Genomic DNA, 23,514 nt, shown 5'->3' on the forward strand with positions numbered 1-23,514 from the left:
ATGTGTATAAGAGACAGGTCGGACAGCACGGAGATGTTGAGCTGATCGACGTAGCTCCACACGGTGATGTTCAGCCCGCTGCCGGCGGTCAACGGACCCACCGAGTAGATCTCGGTGACCAGCGCGCCGCCCACCCGGCCGCGCTGTCGCGGCCCGGGCACGTTGGAGATGTTCAGGTTGAGGATCTTGTTGTGCCCGTCCCGGCCGGAGGCCCACCGGAAGAACGCCTGGGTGGGGGCGGGCGGCATGTAGGCCGCCCAGCGGCTGACCAGCTCCGGCCCCATCAGCTGGTTGCTCTCCTTGGCGGCGATGGCGTTCTCGTGGCTGCACCGCACCCGCTCCAGCGGATCGTCGGAATCGGTGGGCAGGCCTACCAGCACGCCGGTGAAGCGGTTCCCGGAGATCCGGTCGGGCGAGAAGTCGAAACTCATCGGCACCGACGCCAGGAGGGGTTCGGCCTGGCCGTCGTAGCGCAGCAGCAGCGTCCGCAGCGCCCCGGCCGACATGGCGAGCACCATGTCGTTGATCGTCGCGCCCAGCCGCTTGCCGGTCTCCTTGACGTCGGCCAGCGCCAGGGTGGCGGTGGCGAACCTGCGCTCGGGGGTGATCTTGTGGTTGATGAAACTCGGTGGCGGCTCGAACGGCCGGCTCAGCTCCGGGGACAGCTTGCGGGAGCTGCGCCGGACCCGGCCGAGCCCCTGGGCGGTGTAGCGGATGGTCCCGGGGATCCGTCCGACGTGGCGGAGGTGATCGGCGAACGCAGAACTCATCAGCTGCCGGGTGGTGGGCGGCGGATCGCACACGTACGGGCCGCCCTCCGGCCCCGGCTGCAGGTCCATGCCGCGGGCCAGCAGGTTGGCCGACGCGACGCCGTCGGCGAGCGCGTGGTGGATCTTGCCGACCACCGCGATGCGGTTGTTGGCGAGGCCCTCGACGAAGTACATCTCCCACAGCGGGCGGCTGCGGTCCAACGGCGTGCTCGCGATGCGCCCGATGGCCTCGTCCAGCTCGCGCCGCCCGCCCGGCGCGGGCAGCCGCAGCGGCCGGATGTGGTAGGAGAGGTCCAACTCGCAGTTCTCCCGCCACATCGGATGGTGTAGCTGGAACGGTATTTCGACCAGCTGGTAGCAGAACGGCTCGAGCTTGTTCAGCCGGCCGCGGATGACCTCGCGGAACGTGTCGATGTCGAAGTCATGCCGATCGGGATCCAGCTCGACCACAGCGGCTTTGATGGTGTGCATGTGCACGTTCGGCGTTTCGCTGTACAGCAGAACCGCGTCCCACCCGCTGAGCCGTTTCACCCCTGCCCCTTACCCATAGAGGGACCATACTCAGCGGCGGCAGTTCAGATAACCTCTTTGGCCGCGTTCGTCTTGGTGCGATACACCTGGTTGAGGAACAGCGACGCCGCGTGCGCCGCGGCGCCCGCCCGCTCCCCGTCGATGAGGTCGTACCCGTGGCCCGCGCCGGGCAGCTCCAGGTAGCCGACCATCGAGTGGGAGACCGCGCGCATCCGGTCGACGAAGCTGCGCGCCTGCTCGACCGGGATGACGCTGTCCCGGCTGCCGTGAATCACCAAGAACGGCGGGGCGTTTCGGTGCACGCGCGCCATCGGCGACGCGTCGCGGAACAACTCCGGGTGACGGTCCATCCGCTTGCGGACGACCACCCGCTCGAGGAAGTCGACGAACCGGTCCCGCTCGGGAGTCGAGCGGTCCTCCCAGTCGTAGCGGCCGTAGATGCCGACCACGGCATCCACCGAGGTGTTGGCGCCTTCGGGCAGCTTCGCGTGGTACTGCGCGTCGTCGGGGGTGAGCCCGGCCAGCGCGGACAGGTGGCCGCCGGCCGAACAGCCCGCCACCGCGACGAAATTGCGGTCACCGCCGAACTTGTCGACGTTTGCCCGCGCCCACGCGATCGCCGTCTTGACGTCGACGATGTGGCGCGGCCAGCGGTGATGCGGGGCGACGCGGTAGTCGATCGCAAGGCAGACCCAGCCCTGCTCGGCCAGCCGCGACATCAGGGCGGAGCCCTGCCCCATGCACCTGCCGTGCACCCAGGCGCCGCCGGGCACGAAGATCAGCACCGGCGCGGGCTGCGCTGGCAGGTCCTTGCGGCGCCAGACGTCGAGCACCTGCGCGGGGTGGTCGCCATAGTGGACCGCGCGACGGTGCAGGTAGCGGCGCTGGCGCAACCCGTCCCAGATCGGTGGCGTGCGCAGCGCGGCCGGCCACTCCAATTCGAGGTCCGCGGCGGACACGATGCCGCGCAGGGCCGCGACGGACACGTCCTGCAGGCTCGCCCCGTCCTGGGGCCGGGCGGCGTCGCCGTCCGACGGCCGCTGCTCCTTGCGCCCGGAAAGGAAGTCGTTCGCGTGCCGGGCGCCCCAAATGCCCATAGCGGTGAGTCCGCCCAGGGGCTCGAGGTGCTTACCGACCACCGGCAGCGAAGCGCTTGCGACGCTCAAGGCCAGCGCGTAGTCGCCGGGACGGGCCCGCAGCAACCATTTCGCGCACGAACTCATACTCGGCCTCCTTGCCGTCGTGTGAGGGCAGCGTACCCCCGGCCCCAACTTCGAAACTGACGTTTGAGCCGACGGCACGCGCGGCGTTGCATAAACGTCCCGCGCGCAATTGCTCTGTGACAAGTCGACCTGTTCAAAACCTTGGCAGCGTTTGCTGTCCGAGACCCGTCGCGACACGCTCATCTGGCGGCCAGGCACGCGATCACCCGGCCGCCGATCAGCCGGCAACCGGTCAGCGTCAGGCCGACCTGCGCGGCGAGCCCGGCGGCGCTGTCCACGCCGACCGACGCCCAGCGGAACCAGGGCCCGACCTCGCGCGCCGACTCCAGCCGCACCCAGCGCGAACGGACGCCGATGTCCTCGGCATCGAACTCGGCCACGCAGCGCCCGCCCCGCGCCAACAGCTCGGTCGCCCGCCCCAGGATGCGGCGCGGGTCTCCGCCGAGGCCGACGTTGCCGTCAACCAGCAGCACCGTCTGCCAGAGCCCCATCGCGGGCAGCGGGTCGAACACGTCGCCCAGCAGGACCGGTGCGCCGCCGCGGCCCGCCAGCCGGATCGCGGCCACCGAGCGGTCGATGCCCAGGGCCGGTATCCCCCGCTGAATCAGCCGGGCCACCAACCGGCCCGGCCCGCAACCCAATTCAATGGTCGGCCCGGTGCACATCTGCGTGACGGCTTCGTCGAAGTCTTCGTCGAAGGCGTCACCAGATCCATCACCGGGACACACGTCATCCGGACATCGCACGCCCAACCAGCGGTGCGCCGGCAGCGGCCGAAGCTCGCCGTCGTCGTGGCGGATCCAACATCGCTCGCCGCCGAGTGCCCGATCGTAAAGATGACCCAGCATTCACGTCCCTCGCGTCCTGCCCAACCGGGCGGCCCGCGCTCGGTCCCGGCGAGGGACGTTGCGACGACGAACTAGCAACAGCTGCACGCTGACACACGCTCGTCAGCATTGCTCCGATACCCCGATCTTCGACCGGTTAATCCAAGGGTTCTCACGGATCAACTGTCGAACAGGAAGGCGTCCAGCACGTCATTCACCCGGGCGGGGTCCTCGAGCGCCGCCAGGTGTGCGATCCCGTCGAGCACGCGGAAAGCCGCGCCGGGGATCGACTCGGCCATGGCCCGGGTCTCCGCGACCGGGAAGGTGGCGTCCTCCGCACCGGCGACCACCAGGACGGGCACCGTGATCGTTCGCAGCAGGGCGTGCTGGTCGGGCCGGGCGGGTACCACGCTGCGGACCGCCCACCGCGCCGATTCGATGTTGACCGCCCGCAGGTTCGCGCGCACGGCCTCGACCACGTCGGGCCGGGTGCGCAGCGTCGTCGGGCCGACGAAGGCGCGCAGCGCCGACCGCGTCAGGGGCGGCCGGATCCCGCCCAGCAGCGCCGCCCCGCGCAGCATGGCCGCGTACTTCGCCTTCTGAACGGCACCGGCTTTCGACGCCGTGCAGTTCATCAGGACTGCGCGGTGCACGCGGTCGGGATAGTGGGCCGCGAACGTGGCGCCGATCATGCCGCCCCACGAATTGCCGACGAAGTGGGCGCGGTCGATGCCGAGCCCGTCCAACAGGTCGACGACGCAGCGGGCGCAGTCGGCGAAGGTGAAGCCCGACCCGAGGGGCTCGCTGCCGCCGTGGCCGGGTGGGTCGATGAGCACCAAGCGGTGGGCCTCGCCGAAGCGCGCGGCCTGGCCGGCCCACAGGTCCCCGGTCATCAGCAGGCTGGGCCACAGCAGCACGGCGGCGCCGGCGCCGAGGGTGACCTGCACGCGGATCTTGCCGAGCACGGTGTCGACGAACCGCGGATTCAGCCGCGGGGCGTTTCCGCTCACGTTGCCTCCCGGTATCACTGATACCAGGTTTCGCCCGTGAGGCGTCGGGGATACTGATGCGGTGCCGCACACCGAAGTTCATCCCGACCTGCAGCGGATCGCCCGTTTCGCCCCCCGCCGCCTGGTCGGTCGCCGGACCCTGCCGATCATGCGGGCCAGCATGGCGTTGCGCGAACGCCTGGGCAGGCCCGCCCGCGACGTCGAGGTGATCACCCTGGGTTCGGGGGCGGGCGTCCGGCTCTTCCGGCCGGCGGGCCTGGCCGAGCCGTCCCCGGCGCTGCTGTGGATCCACGGCGGCGGCTACGTGATCGGCACGGCCAAGCAGGACGACCGGCTCTGCAGCAAGTTCAGCCGGCGCCTGGGCATCATTGTCGCGTCGGTGGAATACCGCCTGGCACCGGAGCATCCGTACCCCGCCCCGCTGGAGGACTGCTATTCGGCGTTGACCTGGCTGGCCGGGCTGCCGTCCGTGGACCGCTACCGGGTGGCGATCGGCGGCGCGAGCGCCGGCGGCGGGCTGGCGGCGGCGCTGGCCCTGCTGGCACGAGACCGTGCCGAGGTCAGCCCCGCGTTCCAGCTGCTGACCTATCCCATGCTCGACGACCGCAGCTCGGCCACCGGCCGCAGTCCGAACTACCGGCTGTGGGACAACCGCAGCAACGAGTTCGGTTGGTCGGCGTACCTCGGCGACGCCGACCCGCGGGTGGCGGTGCCGGGGCGTCGCGAAGACCTGAGCGGCCTGCCGCCGGCCTGGATCGGGGTCGGCACGCATGACCTGTTCCACGACGAGGACCTGGCCTACGCCGAACGCCTGACCGCCGCCGGGGTGCCGTGCCAGGTCGAGACCGTTCCGGGCGCCTTCCACGGCTTCGACCTCGTCGTGCCTAAAGCGCAAGTGTCGCAGCGGTTTTTCGACAGCCAGTGCGGCAGTCTGCGCGCGGCGCTCGCCCTCGCGGCGTGATCGCGGGTCACATCGCGAAGTAAACGAGCTCGCCGCCGATGACGGTGGCCGCCACCATGCCGGCGTCGAGCGCGGCCAGCGCGGTGTCCGGGGGCTCGCTCAGCACGCAGAGGTCCGCCGGCTCACCGACCGCGACCGTGCGCGGCTGGGCCGGCCGGTCCGGCCGGCCCAGAAACATCGTCAAAGCAGTTCGGGCGGAAACACATTCGTTCGCATTGAGCACCGCACCGCCGGGGGTGGTGCGGTGGACGGCGGCGCGCATGGCCGTCCAGGGGTCGCCGTGACCGAACGGCATGTCGGTGGAAAAGGCCACCGGCACTGCCGCTTTCGCCAGGGAGGCGACCCGCCAAAGCGCGGGATGCTCGGCGGCGGGAACGTCTGCGAGGTAGTGATCGCCACGCTCGGCGACGAAATTGGGCTGGGTCACCACCGTGACGCCGAGCTCGGCCAGGTCGGCCACGTTGTCGTCGGGCACCACGGCCGCGTGCTCGATGCGGTCCCGCGGATGGCCGCCGGCCGCCCGCAGTGCCGCGATGGTGACGACCAGTTGGGCGGCGGTCACGCAGTGCACGGCGACCGGCCGGTCCTCCCGGTGGTGCCCGGCGATCCAGTCCGCCAGGCCGTCCAGGTCGAGGCGGTCGTCGTGCAGGATCTTCTTGCCCGGGGACAGGAAGCTTGGCCGCGGCCGAAACTCGCCGCGCCGGTGCGCCACCATCAGCGACACCATGTCATCGGCGTCGAGATCGGGGGTGGCGTCGGTGACGCCGGTGACACCGGTCGCGGTGATGCGCCGGCCGAGTTCGGCCAGGTCGCTCTCGCGCCGCTGCAAAAGGTCCGACCAGCCGTGGTCCGCGCTGCGCAGGCGCCCATCGGGATGGTCGGCCAGCCCGACGCGGCCCAGCGCCTCGGAGTTGAGGATCCACAGCGCACCGCTGCGATGCTGGATGCGCACCGGGACGCGCCGAACCATCGCGTCGAGGGCGGCGCGGTCCAGGTCACCGGCCACTGATTCGTGATAGCCGACGGCGCGGATCCACCCGTCGGGTCCCGGCGTGGCATTCGACAACAGTTGGGTCAGTTGGGTTTTGGTGCTGACCCCGGGTGGGCCGACGAAGAACGAATCCAGCGCGGAGGCGGCCGAGCGCACGTGCACGTGGTGGTCGTGCAGGCCGGGCAGGACGAGTCCCCCGCCGGCGTAGAGCACGCTCTCGCCGTGCTCGGCCACCAGGGTCTCACCCATTTCGTCGATCCGGTCGCCGACCCTGATGTCGGTGGTCGTCCCGTCCAGCAGGGTGGCGCGCCGAATCAGCATGGGCTACAGGCCCGTTCGGATATCAAACGGCGCACGGCGTCGTTGTCGGCACCCAGCCGGGCCGCCGGCCGGGACGCCGGCGGGACCGGTGGGGGCGGCGCCGGCCGGTTCGCGACCGACGCTTGCATGGGCACCGCCGCGTAGCCGGCGGCGACGGCGGCCATCGAGATCTCGATCAGTTCGCCGCCGCCGCGGCCCAGCGATTCGGCGACCGCCCGGGTGGCGTCCAGCCCCGTCAGCGGATCGGCGATGGCGTCGCCGCAGAACACCGGCCCGTCGGCAGCGGCGCCGACCAGCCCGCCGGCCACCGCGGCGTCGTCGCCGAACGCGGGCCGGCCGTCCTCATGGCCTTTGATGCGCAACCAGATTCGCCCCGCCCGCGGCTCGGTCTGGTCCGGCCCCAGCCCCCGGCGGGTCAGCGCCGCGAGGCGCGAGCCCTCGATCACGACGTCGGCCGCGGCGAGCAACGCGCGCAACTCGTCGGCGTCAGCATCGAAATCCAGGCAGTACGAGAGCTTTTCACCGTTCATCCAGTCGAAGAACGCCGGGTTGCCCGCCCGGGTGCCGTCCGGGCGCGCCGGGCTCTCGACCTTGACGACGGTCGCTCCGGCGCGCGCCAGCAGCTGTCCGCACAGCGGGCCCGCCCACATGGACGACAGGTCGGCGATCAGCAGGCCGCCGGCGTCGCGGGCCGACCCGCGGACGCCCAAGGGTCGCGTCCGCGGCGACGCGGCCGCCGCTTCGCCCAGGGCCGCCGCGGGGATATCGAGCAGGGCCGCGCGCTCGACGATCGCCGAGCGCGGTTGGGTTGCGGCCCAGTGCCGCAGCGTCGGCCAGGGGTCGTCGGGCACGTCATCGGTTTGCACCAGCGCGGGGACGGCCGCGGCGTCGTCGGGGCGCGACAGCGTGATCGCGCACCAGCCGTCCGCGGCGACCAGCAATCGGGTGGCACCGCCGGCGGACACCCGGCCGCCGCGGGTGAGGCCCAGCAATGCGGCCCGCCCGGCCAGTAGTCCGGCGGCGTCGACGGTGATGCCCAGGCGCTCGCCGGCGGCCGCGGCCACCCGCCGGGCGCGGGTCAGCACGCCGGCGCGGGAGAAGTCGGGCGGCCCGTCCGGCAGGCCGGTCAGGTAGGCCAGCCCGCTACTGCCCCACATCGACGCGGCCGAGCTCACGCCCCCCATTGTGCTCGCGGGTCTCCTCAGAACTGCAGCGCGCTGAATCGCCAGTCCAACACCGCGCGATCCGGTTCGCCGACGGCGTAGACGAGCGACCGCAGCCCGAGCACGCCCCCGTGGGCGGTCGGCTCGGCGGTTTCGACATGCAGCTCGCTGTACAACGTGTCGCCCTCGTGCACCGGGCCGGTGTGGTCGCAGGATTGCCAGCCCAGCACCGTCACCAAATTGGGCAGCAGCCTGCTCGCCTGCGCGAGGGCCAGCCCGATGGTATGGCCGCCGTACACCAGTCGGCCGCCCGCGACGCGCGAATCATGGTGTGTCGCGGCGATATTCAGGGTCAGCCGGGCGAGCTCCGGCGCGTTGCTGACGACGTCGCCGGTGCTGTGCAGCACCGCGCCGGCCAGACTGGAATCGAAATGCGGACCGGGCACCTTGTCGCGGAACGCCGCGCCGTCCCATGTCGCGGTCGGGTCGGCCGCGGGGCCGGGCGCGTCGGTGCCGATGGCGGACAGGTCGTCGGGCGGCGCGGCGTCGGCCGCGGGCCGCCAGCCGGGGCCGGCGGGCAGCATGCCGCATCGGTAGAAGTCGAGCACCAACCGGTCGTCCTGGTCGACGGTGGTCATCCGCAGCGCCGCCAGTCCGGTCGGCGCCCGGCCGGGCTTCGGCGAATTGGGGCGCAGCCCAACCACTTCCGTGCGGGTATAGAGGGAATCGCCGATCACCGGGAACCGGTGGAACACCAGCCCGCGATAGAACAGGTTGGCCTTGACCCGCTGGGTGGCCAGCGTCGACTGCCCGATCGCCACGTCGCACACCAGCGCCGGATGCGCGAGCGGGGCGGGCAGGCCGGTGACGGCCGCGCACAGGTTGGCGTCCAGCGCGAGCCGCAGCCGATCGCCCACGATCGCCTGGTGGGCGGCGGCCAATCCCGACGACAGCGTCGCCGCGGGCGCCCAGTCGAAGACCTGACCGACCGAAAGGTCGTCGAAGTAGGGCCCGCCCTCCCGTACACGCGCATAGGTCACGGGGCCAATATGGCACATGTGAGAAGTGAGCTGAACGACGAAGAAGAGATGCTGGTCGCCACGGTGCGGGCGTTCATCGACCGCGACGTGAAGCCGACCGTCCGCGACGTCGAGCACGCCAACACCTATCCCGAGGCGTGGATCGAGCAGATGAAGCGGATCGGCATTTTCGGCCTGGCCGTCCCCGAGGAATACGGCGGGTCGCCGGTGTCGATGCCGTGCTACGTGCGGGTCACCGAGGAGCTGGCCCGCGGCTGGATGAGCCTGGCCGGCGCGATGGGCGGACACACCGTGGTGGCCAAGCTGCTGACGCTGTTCGGCACCGACGAGCAGAAGCGGGCCCACCTGCCGGCGATGGCGACCGGCGAGCTGCGGGCCACCATGGCGTTGACGGAGCCGGGCGGCGGTTCGGACCTGCAGAACATGACGACCACCGCTGTGCCTGACGGCTCCGGGGGCTTGCGCATCAACGGGTCCAAGACGTGGATCAGCAACGCGCGGCGGTCGGGGCTGATCGCGTTGCTGTGCAAGACCGATCCGCAAGCCACCCCGCGCCATCGCGGCATCTCGATCGTGCTCGTCCAGCACGGGCCCGGCCTGACGGTGTCGCGGGACCTGCCCAAGCTGGGCTACAAGGGGGTCGAGTCCTGCGAGCTGTCCTTCGACGACTTCTGTGCGCCCGAGTCCGCGGTCCTGGGAGGCGAGCTGGGCGAAGGCTTTTCGCAAATGATGAAGGGCCTCGAGACCGGCCGCATCCAGGTGGCCGCCCGCGCCCTGGGCGTGGGTACGGCGGCGCTCGAGGACGCGCTCGCGTATGCGCAGCAACGGGAAAGCTTCGGAAGGCCCATCTGGAAGCACCAGTCGGTCGGCAACTACCTGGCCGACATGGCGACCAAGCTGACCGCGGCGCGGCAGCTCACCCGCTACGCCGCCGAGCGCTACGACAGCGGTGAACGCTGCGACATGGAGGCCGGCATGGCCAAACTCTTCGCCTCCGAAGTGGCGATGGAGATCGCGCTGAACGCGGTGCGGATTCACGGCGGGTACGGCTACTCATGCGAATACGACGTGGAGCGGTACTTCCGCGACGCGCCCCTGATGATCGTCGGCGAAGGCACCAACGAGATTCAGCGCAACGTGATCGCCGGGCAACTCGTGGCGCGGGGCGGCATCTGAGCGCGAGTCCGAATGTGCGGGCTTGACGACGACGTGTGCTGTATCCTTGCCTGACTTATCCGCCAGCAAAGCGGCGGGCGGGTAAAAGCTACTGCGTCGAAAGAAAGTCGGCTGCCATGAGTTATCCCCCAGGGCCATACGAGGGCTCGCCGGAGTTTCAGGGTCAGCCGCCCGAATGGCAGGGCCAGCAGCCGGGCTGGCAGGCGCCGCAACCGGGTTATCCCGCGCCGCAACCGGGTTACCCGGCCCCGCAAGCGGGTTGGCCCGGCCAGGCCGAGCCGGACAACTACCTCGTCTGGGCCATCCTGTGCACCGTGCTGTGCTGCCTGCCGTTCGGCATCGTCTCGATCGTGTACTCCACCAAGGTCTCCGGGCTGTGGTCCCAGGGGCGGTACGCCGAGGCCCAGGCGGCGGCCGACAGCGCCAAGAAGTGGGCCATCATCGGCGCCATCGTCGGCGTCGTGTTCGCGGTGATCATGATCATCCTGTATGTGGCGATCGGCGTGATCGCCGTCTCCAACCTGCCGTCGACCACGACCACCACGTATTCGGGCTTCTGACAACGCTTTAGGCGCAGATGGTGTCGACCAGGCCCCAGGCCAGCGCGGTCTGCGCGTCGATGGTGCGGCCGGACAGCACGAGATAGGCGGTGCGCCACCGGCCGATCCGGCGGGTGACGCTCAGCGTCCCGCCGGCGCCCGGGATCAGGCCGAGTTGCAGTTCGGGTAGCCCGAACACCGCGTCGGCCCGCGCGGCGACCCGGCCGCAGAACGCCGCCATCTCCAGCCCGCTGCCCAGCACGCGGCCGTGCACCTCGGCCCTGCAGGCGCGGCCGAGCCGGGCGGTGAGCGCGTCGAGGGCCAGCGCGGGGCTGTGCCGGGTGCGGGCCAGGTGCGCGCTCGCCGGGTCGGCGAAGGTGCCGAATTCGGCGAGGTCCCCGCCGCTGCAAAACGACGGCCCGTTGCCGCTCAACACGATCCCGGTCACCGAGGGGTCCAGCTGCGCGACGGTCAGCGCCTCCAGCAGCGCGGCCCGGGTGTCGGTGGAGAAGGCGTTGTGGCGCTGCGGCCGGTTGAACGCGATGCGCAGCGTGTCACCGTCGCGCTCCGCCCGCACCGGATCGGCGATGTCGGGCACTTCGGCCGGGCCGCGTTCGCCCAACCAGCGCGCGAACTCGGGACCCGCCTGCAAGGTCGAGTAGGCCAACGATTCGGTCAGGACGGCGGGCAGCGCCGGGCCGGCGGGATCGATCGCTCGTAAGACGTCGTCGCACACGGCGCTTGCCCGCGGCCACCGCCCGCAGCGCTCGGTGAGCGCGGCCAGTGCGTCGGGCACCGAGTCGACGACGATCACCCGGCGGTCCGCGCAGTCGCCCTCCTCGGTCAGCGTGAATGTCGCGTTCTGGAGCCAGAATTCGGGGGCGCCCGCGACTTGCCCCACGGCGACGACCACCCCCGCGGGCATGACGTCGCCGGTCGGCGCCGGCTCCGCCAGGTCGACGATCCGCAGTGTCACACCGAGTACTTCTCGATCAGCCCGTTCTTGTAGAGCTTGCCGGTGTCGGTGCGCGGAAGCTGCGCCTCGAACGCGATGGAGCGCGGACACTTGTAGTGCGCCAGGCGATCCCGCAGCCACGACACCAGCTCGTCGGCGAACCTGTCCGTGGCGTCCGCGGGGTCGACGGTCTGCACGGCCGCCACGACCCGCTGCCCCATCTCGTCGTCGGGCACGCCGAATACCGCCGCGTCCAAGACCTTCGGGTGAGTCACCAAGAGGTTCTCGGCTTCCTGCGGGTAGATGTTCACCCCGCCGGAGATGATCATGTGGTGGCGCCGGTCGGTGAGGTACAGGTAGCCCTCGTCGTCGAGGTAGCCGATGTCGCCGACGGTTGCCCACCCGTGCCTGGAGCGGGAGGCGGCGGTTTTCGTCTCGTCATTGAGGTATTCGAACGACATTCCGCCCTCGAAGTAGATCTCGCCCGCCTGCCCCGGCGGCAGCTCGTCGCCGTTCTCGTCGAGGATGTGCACGGCGCCTGCCATGGGTTTGCCCACCGAACCCGGATGCGCCAGCCAGTCCTCGGCCATGATCAGCGTCGACCCGTGGGCTTCCGAGGAGGCGTAGTACTCGTCGATGATCGGGCCCCACCAGTCCATCATCTGTTTCTTGATCTCGACCGGACAGGGCGCCGCCGCGTGCATCACCCGCTGCAGGCTGGACAGGTCATACGAATTGCGCACCGCCTCGGGCAGTTTCAGCATCCGGGTGAACATTGCCGGGACGAACTGGCCGTGCGTGACGCGGTAGCGCTGGATGGCCTGCAGGCAGCCCTCGGGGTCGAACTTCTCCAGCACCACGGTCGTGATGCCGCCCGCCTGCGCGCTCATCGACCACACCGACGGCGCGGTGTGATACAGCGGCGCGGGGCTCAGGTAGATCGAGTCGGGCGTCATCCAGAAGCCGACGAGTGCGGACATCATGCCGGGCGCCTCCGCCGGCGGCACGTGCGGCAATTCGCGTTTGATGCCCTTGGGCCGGCCGGTGGTGCCCGACGAATACTGCAGCAGGTCGCCCTCGAGCTCGTCGTCGATCGGCGTGTCCGGCTCGCCCGCAACGCATTCGGGGTAGCGCTGCCAACCGTCGAGGTCGTCGTCAGCGATCAGCAACAGTTCGGGCAGGCCGCCCGGCAAGTGCTCGGCCAGGTTCTCGCAGGTTTTGCGCAGCGCGGCCGACCCGATGATCGCCTTGGCGGCGCTGTTGTCGACGATGTAGGCGGCCTCGGCCGCCGTCAGGTGGGTGTTGATCGGCACGTAGTACAGACCGCTGCGGCGCGCGGCCCACATGACCGCGTGGATGTGCTCGTTGTTCTCCATGAGGATCGCGACCACGTCACCCTCGGTGAGGCCGGCCCGCCGGAAGTAGTGCGCCAGCCGGTTGGCCCGCGCCTCCAGCTCGTCGAAGGTGATGACGGTGCCGGACGGGTGAAGAATGATCGCGGGCTTGCCCGTCCCGAGATACTCACGAATCTGCATGCGCAGACTGTACCGCCGAAAAACTTGACGGGTGTCAAGTGGTTGCTGAAATCCCGGTCATCGGCGGATTCGCCGCCCCCGGCGCGTTCGCCGGTACGGTACATTGCCCCTACGCCGCCGGTTTGCTGGCGCGACGGGTTCGGAGGTGCACATGGACACGGTGCCCGCCGCGTGCTGTTCCCCCACCGGCCAATTCGGCGTGTACGACTATGTCGACGGCATGGAGCGCCTGCTGCAGGCGGTCCAGGAACTGTCGCTGGCGCGCAGCCTTCCGGAGATCCAGCGCATCGTGCGGACCTCGGCGCGCGAGCTCACCGGCTGCGACGGGGCCACGTTCGTGCTGCGCGACAACGACACCTGCTACTACGCCGACGAGGACGCCATCGCGCCGCTGTGGAAGGGCAGCCGCTTCCCGATCGAGATCTGCATCAGCGGTTGGGCGATGCGGCATCGGGAAGCGGCGATCATCCCGGACATCTTCCGGGATTCGCGCATCCCGCAGGGCATCTACCGCGCGACGTTCGTCAAGAGCCTGGTGATGGTCCCGATCCGCAAGCTCGACCCGATCGGGGCCATCGGCAACTACTGGGCGCACCGGCATCCGCCGTCCGAGCAGGAGGTTCGCCTGCTGCAGGCCCTCGCGGACTCGACGTCGATCGCGATGGAAAACGTCCAGGTCTACTCCGAACTCGAGGAGCGGGTGCGCGACCGCACCGCGGAGCTTCAGAGAGCCAACGAGGAGATCAGCCGGCTGTCCGTCACCGACGAACTGACCGGGCTCAACAACCGTCGCGGCTTCTACCTGCTGGCCGAGCAGAAGCTGCGCGGCGCCCACCACCTCGGCCACAACTGCGTGCTCGCGTTCCTCGACGTCGACGGGCTCAAGCGGGTCAACGACGAACAGGGGCACGACGTTGGCGACGCCCTGATCAAGGATGTCGCCCGGGTGCTGCTCGGCGTGCGCCGCGAGTCCGACATCGTCGCGCGCCTGGGCGGCGACGAATTCTGCGTCATGGTCACCGAGAATGACGGCGGCACCGAAGCGGTCAAGGAGCGCCTCACCCGGGCCTTTCGCTCCTTCAACGCGAAAAGCGAGCGGCCCTACCGACTTTCGGCCAGCATCGGCCTGGTGCAGGCGCCCGTCGCCGAACACGCGAGCGTGGACGAGTTGCTGGCCCAGGCCGACGAACTGATGTACGCCGAGAAGAGGTCGAGCCCGCACTCACGGCGCGCGGGATGAGCTCTAGCGCAAGCTAATCGGCGTCGGCGAGCCGCTGCTTGAGCGCCTCGAACTCGTCCTTGACGCCGGTCGGCAGCTTCTCGCCGACGAACTCGAACCACTCCTCGATCAGGGGCAGCTCTTCGCGCCACTCGGCGGTGTTGACCGCCAGCGCCTTCGCGACGTCCTCGGCGGCCACATCGAGGCCGTCCAGGTCGAGGTCCTCGGCGCTCGGCACGATGCCGATCGGGGTGTCCTGGCCGCCGGCCTTGTGCTCGATGCGGTCGACGATCCACTTCAGCACCCGGCTGTTCTCGCCGAAGCCGGGCCACAGGAACTCGCCCTTCTCGCCGCGGCGGAACCAGTTGACGAAGAACACCTTCGGCATCTTCGACTCGTCGGAGTTCTTGCCGAGGTCCAGCCAGTGCTGGAAGTAGTCACCCACGTGGTAGCCCAGGAACGGCAGCATGGCCATCGGGTCGCGGCGCACCGTGCCGACCTTGCCCTCGGCGGCGGCGGTCTGCTCGCTGCCCATGGTGGCGCCCATGAACACGCCGTGCTGCCAGTCGCGGGCCTGCGTCACCAGCGGCACCGTGGTCTTGCGCCGGGCGCCGAACAGGATCCCCGAGATCGGCACGCCCTGCGGGTCGTCCCACTCCGGCGCCAGGATGGGGCACTGCGACATCGGGGTGCAGTACCGCGAATTCGGGTGGGCGGCTTTGGTTTCCGTCTCGCGGATGTACCAGTCCTGACCCTTCCAGTCGATCAGGTGATCCGGCTCGCCCTCGAGGCCTTCCCACCACACCTCGTCGTCATCGGTCAGCGCGACGTTGGTGAAGACGGTGTTGCCCGCGGCGATGGTGCGCATCGCGTTGGGGTTGGACTTCCAGTTGGTGCCCGGCGCCACCCCGAAGAAGCCGAACTCCGGGTTGACCGCGTACAGCCGGCCGTCCTTGCCGAAGCGCATCCAGGCGATGTCGTCGCCCAGGGTCTCGGCGCGCCAACCGGGGATGGTCGGCTGCAGCATCGCGAGGTTGGTCTTGCCGCACGCCGACGGGAACGCGGCGGCGAAGTAGTACGCCTTGTTCTCCGGGGAGATCAGCTTGAGGATCAGCATGTGCTCGGCCAGCCAGCCCTCGTCGTGGGCCATCGCCGACGCGATGCGCAGCGAGTAGCACTTCTTGCCCAGCAGCGCGTTACCGCCGTAGCCCGAGCCGTAGCTCCAGATCTCGCGGGTCTCCGGGAAGTGGGTGATGTATTTGGTGTCGTTGCACGGCCACGGGACGTCCTTCTGGCCCGGCTCGAGCGGGGCGCCCACCGAATGCAGTGCCTTGACGAAGAACCCGTCGTCGCCGATCTTCTCCAGCGCGGCCTTGCCCATCCGGGTCATCGTGCGCATCGACACCACGACGTACTCGGAGTCGGTGATCTCCACGCCCAGCTTGGGGTCGTCGGCGCCGAGCGGGCCCATGCAGAACGGCACCACGTACATGGTGCGGCCCCGCATGCAGCCGCGGTACAGGTCGGTCATCAGGGACCGCATCTCGGCCGGGTCCATCCAGTTGTTGGTGGGACCGGCGTCGATCTCGCGCTCGGAGCAGATGAAGGTCCGCGACTCCACCCGCGCCACGTCGGACGGGTCGGACAGCGCCAGGTAGGAGTTGGGGTGCTTCTTCTCGTTCAGCTTGGTGAAGGTGCCCGCCTCGACCAGCTGACCGGCCAACCGGTCGAACTCTTCGGCCGAGCCGTCGGTGAACACCACGCGCTCCGGCTGGGTGAGCTCGGCGACCTCCTGTACCCACGACAGCAGCCCCTGATGTTTCGTGGGCGCGTTGTCCAAACCGGGAATGGTCGCTGAGGTCATCGAAGTCTCCTGAATTCTTCTGCGTCTCGGGCTTCTCGTTACAGCCATCGCGTATGCGGTCGCCCACACAACGGTGGACATGGTGGCGTTAACTACAGGTTATCGTGAGCAACTTGTCGGGGAAGTCTCGGGCAGGTATAAGCCTTCTCACAACAACGATTCAGAAGATCCCCCGGAATCGCCATCCCCGCTGAAAGAAGCCGGTTTTTCCGTCGCCTCGCTCGTCGCGTCCTTTTTCACGTCCGAAGCGGGCACATCAGACGCAGGTATACCCGATTCGCCGAGTTCCGCACGCACCGCGTCCAGGGCGGCCCGCACCGTGGGCATCTCCCGGTCCCGCGCCGCGGCGGCCCGCGAGGCGGCCATGGCGTGCGCGCGCAGCTCCCGGTCGATGGCGCTGACCTGGTCGCTCACCTCCGCGTTCTCCACCTCGTCCTGGGCCAGCACCGCCTTGCTCAGCACCGACTCGGCCACCAGCACCCGGGTGGCCACCAGCTCCTCGGCCACCGACCGCAGCGTGGAGGTCACGTCGCCCGCCCAGCGGTCCAGGACCGCCCGGTCGCGCAGCAGGCTGCGGAGGTTGACCACCAGCAGGGTGACCGCCAGCCCGATCGCCACGCAGGCCACGGCCGCGGCGACGGAAAGGGCGGGATTGAGGCGCGCGGCCAGCCCGCTCAGCAGCCGGCTCAGGGTCAGCGCCACGCCCAGGCCGAACCCGGCGCCCAGCAGCAGCATCAGCCAGGTCTCGTGCCGCCGCGATTTCAGCGGGGGCGGCGGGACGTCGACCGTCGGCAGCTGCTCGAGCGGCGGCAGCGTCGTCGCGACCCCCACCACCTGCGCCACGTCGGTGAGGTGGGTGGCGGTGCCGTCGTTCACTTCGGCGACCACCTCGTCCAGCCGCCCGCGCGCGTGCGCCTCGAAGTTCGCCATGGCGCGCCGGGACAGCCCGGCGGCGTCTTCCTGCAGTTCGCTGCGCACCGACGAGCTGCGGTTGCGCGCGAAGTGGGACAGCTGAACGCGGGCCTGCTGGATCTGGCCGCGCAGCGTGATGGTGCGCTCGGTCTTGGCCTCGCGCCGCTGCCGCAGGGCCGTGCTGCGCTCGGCGCGCAACGCGTCGACCCGTGCCCGCCGCCCGGCGCCGTCGGCATCGCGGTCGAACCGCTGCGCGACCGTGTTGAGCCGGAACTCCCAGGCGCGCAGCCTGTTTCGGCGCGCGAGCTCGGGGTCGGCCAGCCGCGCCGAGAGCGCCGCCACCAGGTCGTCGACGTTCGGCTCGCCCAGGTCGGGCAGTGCGGCCGCGCCCACCCAGGGCACTTCGCCGTAGCGCGGCGCGTGCGCGGCCAGCGTCTCGCGGTTCGCGGCGACGACGTCGCGCCACCCCCGGTGCACGTCGATCTTGGACACCACGCCGACCACGGCATCGGTCTGCGCGACGGCGGCGTCCAGCAGCGCGCAGTCCGACGGCGTCAGATGGGCCGCCGCGGATACGACGAACACCACCGCCATCGGCACGTCACCGGGCCCCAGTTCCGCGGACTCGACGAACTTGTGCTCCGGCAGCCGTTCGGCCAGCGCCGCGGCCACCGCACTGACCCCGGCCATCCACGGCCCGGTCACCAGCACCACGTCGCGGCGGTGGATGGCCGGGGCGTCCAGCTCCGGTCCGATGTCCGCCACCAGCGCGTCGACCTGGGCCACCGGATCGTCGTGCGTCTCGCCGCTCACCGCCAGTCCCCCCGGGCCAGCGAACCGCAGGTCTGCGACCACAGCCGCATCGATCCCCTGGCGATGTCCGCCCCGCAGGCGCGGTGCAGGTCGCTCGCCGCCGCGCGGCTGTACCGCTGCCAGCGCACCGCGCGCGGCAGGTGCGCGGACGGGTCGCCGTCCCAATCCGCCGGTCCCGCGTTGTCCCGGTCCAGCCCGGCCGCCGCGGCCAGGTCGACGGCGGCCGCCATGCGGGCGAGCACCGTCTCGTCGCGGGACAGGAACCCGCTGATGGTCTCGTCGCCCACCGCGAGCGCCTCCAGATCGGCGACGGCCTCGAGCACCCGCTGGTAGCGCGTCTCGGCGCCGGCGATCGAGAGGCGGGACAGCACGGCGTCGACCCCGCTCGTCCGGCGCAGCAGCGCCCGCACCTGCGCGGGCGTCCGGCCCTGCCGGACCGCGGCGACGCCGAGCGCGATGCCGAACAGATCCAGGGTGGCCAGCAGGCGCAGCCGCATCTCGGCCGGCACGGGGTTGTCCGCGGACAGGAACCCGGCGAACGAACCGTCGAGGGCGGCGGCGCCGGGATGCGCGGCCAGCGTCCGCAGCGCCGCCCACAGCGGGGCGTCCAGGCCGTCGAGCGCGGCGACGGCGAGCAGCGCGGCCAGCGGAACCATGGGCGCGCCGGCGACCTCGGCGAGCTCGGCGCAACGGGTCCGCGCCGCGGCGATGGGCCCGTCGCCGCGGGAGAGCGGCCCGGCCAGGTCCGCCTTGTTCAGCACCGCAAGCACCGGGCGTTGCGCGGCGGCGATCGCGTCGATGTCTTCGGGCTTGACCACCTCGGTGGTCACGTAGACGACGAGGTCGGCGTCATCGGCGGTGGTCACCGAGATCCCCGCGGCCGCTCCGACGCGGTCCAGCGCCCGGGCCACCGTGGCGCAACCCACGCCGCGGCGTCCCCGGACGTGCACGCGCAGCGGAGCGGCGGTCCGCTCGGCGATGGCCGTCACCCGTGGGTCGGCGTGACCGGCGGCGAATCGCGCCAGCTCGTCGACGAAATCCCGGTGTCCTTGTCCCCTCATGGTCCTCTCATGTCCTGCGTGCGGTGCGACGGTTCCGACCCGGGGGCCGATCGGAGTTCCACCGAATCGTGGCACTTGCGTCACTTTGATGCGAGCCACCGTCTGACTGTTACCAGCTGAAGGCAACTGTTGGGTATCAATCTGGACCAGGGGCGGCTACATCACTCGGTTATGGGTCACGATGGACAAATGCATGCGCAACCCGGGGTGGGAATGTGTCGGGTCGCGCCGGAGGAGCAATCGGACGACCGCCGCGACCAGCGCTATCTTCCGGCATCGACGTTTCGCTCCCGACGGTCGGCCCTGTCCGACGCCCAGCGGCAGACGTGGGAACGGCGGTGGCCGGAGCTCGGTCTGTCCCTGGGGGGCGGCGAAAGCGATGACCCGTCGCCGCTGGACACCCGCGCATGGTTCGGCCGGCAGGCGCCGCTGGTGCTCGAGATCGGTTGCGGCAGCGGCACTTCGACGTTGGCGATGGCCAAGGATGAGCCCGGTATAGATGTGATCGCGGTGGAGATCTACAAGCGGGGGCTGGCGCAACTGCTCTGCGCGATCGACCGCGAGGGGGTCGGCAACGTCCGGTTGATCCGCGGCAACGCGGTCGACGTGCTGCAGCGGCTGATCCCGTCCCGCTCCCTCACCGGGGTGCGCGTCTTCTTCCCCGACCCCTGGCCGAAGGCCCGGCACCACAAGCGCCGGTTTCTGCAGCCCGGCACGATTGGCCTGATCGCCGACCGGTTACTCCCTGGTGGTGTCCTCCATGCCGCGACGGACCATGCCGGCTACGCCGAGCACATCGGCGCCGTCGGCGATGCCGAGCCGCGGCTGTCGCGCGTCGACGACGCAGGCGGGTTGCCGATCTCGGTGGTGCGGCCGACCACCAAATACGAGACGAAAGCCCACGATGCGGGCAGCGCCGTCACCGAATTCATCTGGCTACGACATGAGTAGGCGATGACCATGAGCCTGGCGGAAGAAAAGACCGTGGCAGAACAGCCGGTGGCGGTGTTGTCCGACGACGCGCTGGGCGGCTTCTCCCCGCCGGGCGGGCGGGTGTTGCTGGTGTGGGACGCGCCCAACCTCGACATGGGGCTCGGCTCGATCCTGGGTCGACGCCCCACCGCGCTGGAGCGCCCGCGGTTCGACGCGCTGGGCCGCTGGCTGTTGGCGCGCACGGCCGAGGTCAGCGCCGGCCGGCCGGGCGTCGTGGTCGAACCCGAGGCCACCGTGTTCACCAACATCGCGCCGGGCAGCGCCGACGTCGTCCGCCCGTGGGTGGACGCGCTGCGCAACGTGGGGTTCGCGGTATTCGCCAAGCCGAAGATCGACGAGGACAGCGACGTCGACCGCGACATGCTCGCCCACATCGAGCTGCGGCGCAGCCAGGGGCTGGCGGCGCTGGTGGTGGCGTCGGCCGACGGACAGGCATTTCGTCAACCGCTGGAGGAAATCGCCCGCACCGGAGTCACCGTCCAGGTCATCGGATTTCGCGAACATGCGAGTTGGGCGCTAGCGTCGGATACCTTGGACTTTGTCGACCTGGAAGACATCAGCGGTGTGTTCCGGGAGCCGTTGCCGCGAATCGGCCTGGATTCGCTGCCTGACCAGGGAGCATGGCTGCAGCCGTTCCGGCCGCTGTCCGCTCTGTTGACCGCGCGTGTGTGACACTGGCTTGAAAAACCGAAACGTACCGTGCGGGTCGTCAACGATCCAGTAAGGAGCTTGCGTGTTCGCCTGGTGGGGTCGAACTGTGTACCGGTACCGGTACATCGTGATCGGGGTCACGGTAGCTCTGTGCCTGCTGGGCGGCGTTTTCGGGATGAGCCTCGGCAAGCATGTCACACAGAGCGGCTTCTACGACGAGGGCAGCCAATCCGTGAAGGCCTCGGTGCTGGGCGACCAGACCTACGGCCGCGACCGCACCAGCCACATCGTCGCCACCTTCACCGCCCCCGAGGGCAAAACGGTGGACGACCCGGCCTGGCGGGACAAGATCGTCGCGCAGCTCAACAAGTTCAAGACCGACCACGCCGACCAGGTCGTCGGCTGGGCCGGCTGGCTGGCCGCGCCCGATAGCACCAACCCGTTGATCAAGGGGATGGTGAGCGAGGACCGCAAGCACACCTTCGTCTCCATCCCGCTCAAGGGTGACGACGACGACAGCATCCTCAACAATTACAAGGCCATCGCGCCCGACCTGCAGAAGCTCGACGGCGGAACGGTGGCGCTGGCCGGGCTGGAGCCGATCGCCAACGCCCTGACCGGCACCATCGCCACCGACCAGCGCCGCATGGAGGTCCTCGCGGTCCCGATGGTGGCGGTGGTCTTGTTCCTGGTGTTCGGCGGTGCGGTCGCCGCGGGCATGCCGGCGATCGTGGGTGGGCTCAGCATCGCGGGCTCACTGGGCATTCTGCGGCTGGTCGCCGTTTTCGGGCCGGTGCACTATTTCGCCCAGCCGGTGGTGTCGCTGATCGGCCTGGGTATCGCGATCGACTACGGGCTCTTCGTGGTGAGCCGGTTCCGAGAAGAGATCGCGGAGGGTTACGACACCGAGACCGCCGTGCGGCGCACCGTGATGACGGCCGGGCGCACCGTGACGTTCTCGGCGGTCCTGATCATCGCGTCGAGCGCCAGCCTGCTGGTGCTGCCGCAGGGCTTCGTGCACTCGCTGACCTACGCGATCTTCGCCGCCGTGGGGCTCGCCGCGTTGCTGTCGATCACGTTCCTGCCGGCCTGCCTGGGCATCCTCGGCCGCCACGTCGACGCGCTGGGCGTGCGGACCGCATTCCGGGTGCCCTTCCTGCGGAACTGGAAGTGGTCGCGGGCCTACCTGAACTGGCTGGCCGATCGGCTGCAGAAGACCAAGACCCGCGAAGAGGTCGAGGCCGGGTTCTGGGGCAAGCTCGTCAACTGGGTGATGAAGCGGCCGCTGGCGTTCGCCATCCCGATCGCCGTCGCCATGATTTTGCTGGTCATCCCGCTGAGCAACCTGTCGTTCGGCGGCATGAGCGAAAAGTACCTGCCACCGACCAATCCCGTGCGTCAGGCGCAGGAACACTTCGACAAGCTCTTCCCCGGCTACCGCACCGAACAGCTGACGATGGTGATCCAGAGCACCAATCACAGCAAGGTCACCGACCAGCAGGTCGCCGACATCCGCAACAGGATTTCCTCGATCGGCGGGTTCACCGACAAGACCTGGGAGGAGCGGCCGTGCCCGACCATTGCCGGCAACCCCTGCGTCGCCGGACCGAACGGCACGACGGTGCCCAAGGACGGCTCGGTGCGCGTGATCCAGAACGGCCTGGTCAATAAGAACGACGCCGCCAAGAAGATCAGCGAACTCCGGGCGATAAATCCGCCGAAGGGCTTCAACCTCTATGTCGGCGGCACCCCCGCCCTGGAGCAGGACAGCATCCACAGCCTGTTCGACAAGGCCCCGCTGATGCTGGTGCTGCTGCTGGGCGCCACGCTGCTGCTGATGTTCCTGGCGTTCGGGTCGGTGGTGTTGCCGGTCAAGGCGGTGCTCATGAGCGCGCTGACGCTGGGGTCGACGATGGGCATCCTGACGTGGATCTTCGTCGACGGCCATTTGTCCGGCGTACTCAACTTCACGCCCACCCCGCTGATGGTGGTGGTGATCGCGCTGGTGGTCGCGGTGGGCTTCGGCCTGGCCACCGACTACGAGGTGTTCCTGGTGTCGCGCATGGTCGAGGCGCGCGAGCGCGGCATGTCGACCGCCGAGGCCATCCGGATCGGCACCGCGACAACCGGGCGCCTGATCACGGCCGCCGCCCTGGTGCTCGCCGTCGTGGCCAGCTCGTTCGTGTTCTCCGACCTGGTGCTGATGAAATACCTGGCGTTCGGGCTGATGGCGGCGCTGCTGCTGGACGCCACCGTGGTCCGGATGTTCCTGGTGCCGTCGGTGATGAAACTGCTCGGCGACGACTGCTGGTGGGCCCCGCGCTGGGCCAGGCGGCTGCAGAACCGGATCGGGCTGGGCGAGATCGACCTGCCCGACGAGCGCAAGCGGCCGACCCTCAACGGGCGCCCCGCCCGCCCGCCGGTGTCGGCCAGCCTGGCCGCGGCCGCGCCGCGCGCACCGCACGATCCCACCCACCCCGCGGCCCTCGAGCCGTCGCGCGCGACGCGCCCGGGCCCGGCCGAGCCGAAACCCGGTCAGGAAGTGCCCGCGGGCGCGGCGATGCGCGCCCCGGCGCAGGCGCCCGACGCCGCGCGGTCGCAGACCCGGCCGCCGACGGAGGCCAAGACGACGCGGCTTTCGGTGCCCAACGCCGGCCCCGCCAACCCGGCGCCGCCGGCGCCCGCGCGGCCTGTCACCCCGGGCCCCGCGGCGCCACCGCCGCCGCCATCCGGCGGCCAGACCCGCGCAATCCCGGTGCCCGGCAATCGATCTGACGCCGGCGACGCCGAACCGACCACCGCGTTCCCGTCCGCACGGTCGGAGGGCAACGACTCCGAACCGGCCACCGAGAAGCTCACCTCGCACCCACAGGGCGACAACGGCGACGCGCGCCAGCGCCGGCGCTCCGGCGGCGGCGTGTCCGCCCAGGACCTGCTGCGGCGCGAGGGACGGCTGTAG

At 70.3% G+C, this 23,514-nt stretch carries 19 protein-coding genes; 7 read left to right on the forward strand and 12 right to left on the reverse strand.

Translation table 11 applies throughout. From position 1 onward, the window contains the following. The 4 genes from WU80_RS05675 to WU80_RS05690 form a co-directional block, all read right to left on the reverse strand. The coding region (locus tag WU80_RS05675) for a wax ester/triacylglycerol synthase family O-acyltransferase (protein WP_055405736.1) at positions 1 to 1,301 on the reverse strand (1,301 nt) is incomplete at its 3' end. 44 nt (positions 1,302 to 1,345) lie between these two features. Beyond that, entirely contained in the window at positions 1,346 to 2,524 is a 1,179-nt protein-coding gene (locus WU80_RS05680; protein WP_055401069.1) for an alpha/beta hydrolase, read from the reverse strand. Between the two features lie 179 nt (positions 2,525 to 2,703). Beyond that, positions 2,704 to 3,372, reverse strand: coding sequence for a hypothetical protein (locus tag WU80_RS05685; protein WP_055401070.1), 669 nt, complete (start codon positions 3,370 to 3,372; stop codon positions 2,704 to 2,706). Between the two features lie 158 nt (positions 3,373 to 3,530). Beyond that, positions 3,531 to 4,316 carry an alpha/beta fold hydrolase gene (locus WU80_RS05690; RefSeq protein WP_369808498.1) on the reverse strand — a complete coding sequence of 262 codons (786 nt, stop codon included), beginning with the start codon at positions 4,314 to 4,316 and terminating at the stop codon, positions 3,531 to 3,533. Positions 4,317 to 4,422: 106 nt separating this feature from the next. Between WU80_RS05690 and WU80_RS05695 the strand changes: the two genes are divergently transcribed. Further along, positions 4,423 to 5,322, forward strand: a complete 900-nt coding sequence (locus WU80_RS05695) for an alpha/beta hydrolase (RefSeq protein WP_055401072.1) — start codon at positions 4,423 to 4,425, stop codon at positions 5,320 to 5,322. A gap of 7 nt (positions 5,323 to 5,329) precedes the next feature. Here the strand turns inward: WU80_RS05695 and WU80_RS05700 are convergent, their stop codons facing one another. Genes WU80_RS05700 through WU80_RS05710 form a run of 3 tightly spaced genes read right to left on the reverse strand, consistent with a single transcriptional unit; the run spans position 5,330 to position 8,837 of the window. After that, positions 5,330 to 6,634, reverse strand: coding sequence for an amidohydrolase family protein (locus WU80_RS05700; protein WP_055401074.1), 1,305 nt, complete (start codon positions 6,632 to 6,634; stop codon positions 5,330 to 5,332). Continuing rightward, positions 6,628 to 7,818 (reverse strand): CoA transferase, encoded by a 1,191-nt coding sequence (locus WU80_RS05705; RefSeq protein ID WP_055401076.1) that lies wholly within the window; start codon positions 7,816 to 7,818, stop codon positions 6,628 to 6,630. The genes WU80_RS05700 and WU80_RS05705 overlap by 7 nt, the downstream gene beginning before the upstream one ends. A 17-nt stretch (positions 7,819 to 7,835) precedes the next feature. Continuing rightward, positions 7,836 to 8,837, reverse strand: a complete 1,002-nt coding sequence (locus tag WU80_RS05710) for a MaoC family dehydratase (protein ID WP_231633755.1) — start codon at positions 8,835 to 8,837, stop codon at positions 7,836 to 7,838. Between the two features lie 30 nt (positions 8,838 to 8,867). On the opposite strand from WU80_RS05710, the gene WU80_RS05715 reads away from it, so the two are divergent. Beyond that, positions 8,868 to 10,013, forward strand: coding sequence for an acyl-CoA dehydrogenase family protein (locus WU80_RS05715; RefSeq protein ID WP_055401162.1), 1,146 nt, complete (start codon positions 8,868 to 8,870; stop codon positions 10,011 to 10,013). Between the two features lie 116 nt (positions 10,014 to 10,129). Continuing rightward, positions 10,130 to 10,573 carry a CD225/dispanin family protein gene (locus WU80_RS05720; protein WP_055401079.1) on the forward strand — a complete coding sequence of 148 codons (444 nt, stop codon included), beginning with the start codon at positions 10,130 to 10,132 and terminating at the stop codon, positions 10,571 to 10,573. A gap of 7 nt (positions 10,574 to 10,580) precedes the next feature. Here WU80_RS05720 and WU80_RS05725 read toward each other — a convergent pair whose 3' ends face one another. Both WU80_RS05725 and fadD4 read right to left on the reverse strand, forming a co-directional pair. After that, complete coding sequence (locus WU80_RS05725; protein WP_055401165.1) at positions 10,581 to 11,477, reverse strand: enoyl-CoA hydratase/isomerase family protein; 897 nt, start codon at positions 11,475 to 11,477, stop codon at positions 10,581 to 10,583. A 47-nt stretch (positions 11,478 to 11,524) separates the two neighbouring features. After that, a complete protein-coding gene (fadD4, locus tag WU80_RS05730; protein ID WP_055401081.1) occupies positions 11,525 to 13,042 on the reverse strand; it encodes a fatty-acid--CoA ligase FadD4 in 1,518 nt (505 codons plus the stop codon). A 151-nt stretch (positions 13,043 to 13,193) separates the two neighbouring features. Here fadD4 and WU80_RS05735 point away from each other — a divergent pair, with 151 nt between their 5' ends. Then, a complete protein-coding gene (locus WU80_RS05735) occupies positions 13,194 to 14,282 on the forward strand; it encodes a sensor domain-containing diguanylate cyclase (RefSeq protein WP_055401084.1) in 1,089 nt (362 codons plus the stop codon). A 13-nt stretch (positions 14,283 to 14,295) separates the two neighbouring features. Here the strand turns inward: WU80_RS05735 and WU80_RS05740 are convergent, their stop codons facing one another. The 3 genes from WU80_RS05740 to WU80_RS05750 form a co-directional block, all read right to left on the reverse strand. Further along, entirely contained in the window at positions 14,296 to 16,125 is a 1,830-nt protein-coding gene (locus tag WU80_RS05740) for a phosphoenolpyruvate carboxykinase (GTP) (protein ID WP_055401086.1), read from the reverse strand. Between the two features lie 147 nt (positions 16,126 to 16,272). Then, positions 16,273 to 17,850 (reverse strand): hypothetical protein, encoded by a 1,578-nt coding sequence (locus tag WU80_RS05745; RefSeq protein WP_055401167.1) that lies wholly within the window; start codon positions 17,848 to 17,850, stop codon positions 16,273 to 16,275. After that, on the reverse strand, positions 17,847 to 18,911 hold the full coding sequence (locus tag WU80_RS05750; RefSeq protein ID WP_055401088.1) for a hypothetical protein: 1,065 nt from the start codon (positions 18,909 to 18,911) through the stop codon (positions 17,847 to 17,849). The genes WU80_RS05745 and WU80_RS05750 overlap by 4 nt, the downstream gene beginning before the upstream one ends. A 171-nt stretch (positions 18,912 to 19,082) precedes the next feature. Here WU80_RS05750 and trmB point away from each other — a divergent pair, with 171 nt between their 5' ends. The 3 genes from trmB (at position 19,083) to WU80_RS05765 (ending at position 23,514) form a co-directional block, all read left to right on the forward strand. Continuing rightward, on the forward strand, positions 19,083 to 19,862 hold the full coding sequence (gene trmB, locus WU80_RS05755) for a tRNA (guanosine(46)-N7)-methyltransferase TrmB (RefSeq protein ID WP_197281142.1): 780 nt from the start codon (positions 19,083 to 19,085) through the stop codon (positions 19,860 to 19,862). Positions 19,863 to 19,871: 9 nt separating this feature from the next. Next, positions 19,872 to 20,576: an NYN domain-containing protein gene (locus WU80_RS05760; RefSeq protein ID WP_055401169.1), complete on the forward strand. Its 705-nt coding sequence runs from the start codon at positions 19,872 to 19,874 to the stop codon at positions 20,574 to 20,576. A gap of 61 nt (positions 20,577 to 20,637) precedes the next feature. Then, entirely contained in the window at positions 20,638 to 23,514 is a 2,877-nt protein-coding gene (locus WU80_RS05765) for an MMPL family transporter (RefSeq protein ID WP_055401093.1), read from the forward strand.

Source organism: Mycobacterium sp. UM_11 (genome assembly GCF_001414075.1).
Lineage (GTDB): Bacteria > Actinomycetota > Actinomycetes > Mycobacteriales > Mycobacteriaceae > Mycobacterium.

Bases quoted from the DNA above. Each gene is read 5' to 3' on its own strand.
- WU80_RS05680 (WP_055401069.1), bottom strand. From the start codon at position 2,524: ATGAGTTCGTGCGCGAAATGGTTGCTGCGGGCCCGTCCCGGCGACTAC.
- WU80_RS05685 (WP_055401070.1), bottom strand. From the start codon at position 3,372: ATGCTGGGTCATCTTTACGATCGGGCACTCGGCGGCGAGCGATGTTGG.
- WU80_RS05700 (WP_055401074.1), bottom strand. From the start codon at position 6,634: ATGCTGATTCGGCGCGCCACCCTGCTGGACGGGACGACCACCGACATC.
- WU80_RS05705 (WP_055401076.1), bottom strand. From the start codon at position 7,818: ATGGGGGGCGTGAGCTCGGCCGCGTCGATGTGGGGCAGTAGCGGGCTG.
- WU80_RS05720 (WP_055401079.1), top strand. From the start codon at position 10,130: ATGAGTTATCCCCCAGGGCCATACGAGGGCTCGCCGGAGTTTCAGGGT.
- WU80_RS05725 (WP_055401165.1), bottom strand. From the start codon at position 11,477: ATGCCCGCGGGGGTGGTCGTCGCCGTGGGGCAAGTCGCGGGCGCCCCC.
- fadD4 (WP_055401081.1), bottom strand. From the start codon at position 13,042: ATGCAGATTCGTGAGTATCTCGGGACGGGCAAGCCCGCGATCATTCTT.
- WU80_RS05735 (WP_055401084.1), top strand. From the start codon at position 13,194: ATGGACACGGTGCCCGCCGCGTGCTGTTCCCCCACCGGCCAATTCGGC.
- WU80_RS05740 (WP_055401086.1), bottom strand. From the start codon at position 16,125: ATGACCTCAGCGACCATTCCCGGTTTGGACAACGCGCCCACGAAACAT.
- WU80_RS05750 (WP_055401088.1), bottom strand. From the start codon at position 18,911: ATGAGGGGACAAGGACACCGGGATTTCGTCGACGAGCTGGCGCGATTC.
- trmB (WP_197281142.1), top strand. From the start codon at position 19,083: ATGGGTCACGATGGACAAATGCATGCGCAACCCGGGGTGGGAATGTGT.
- WU80_RS05760 (WP_055401169.1), top strand. From the start codon at position 19,872: ATGAGCCTGGCGGAAGAAAAGACCGTGGCAGAACAGCCGGTGGCGGTG.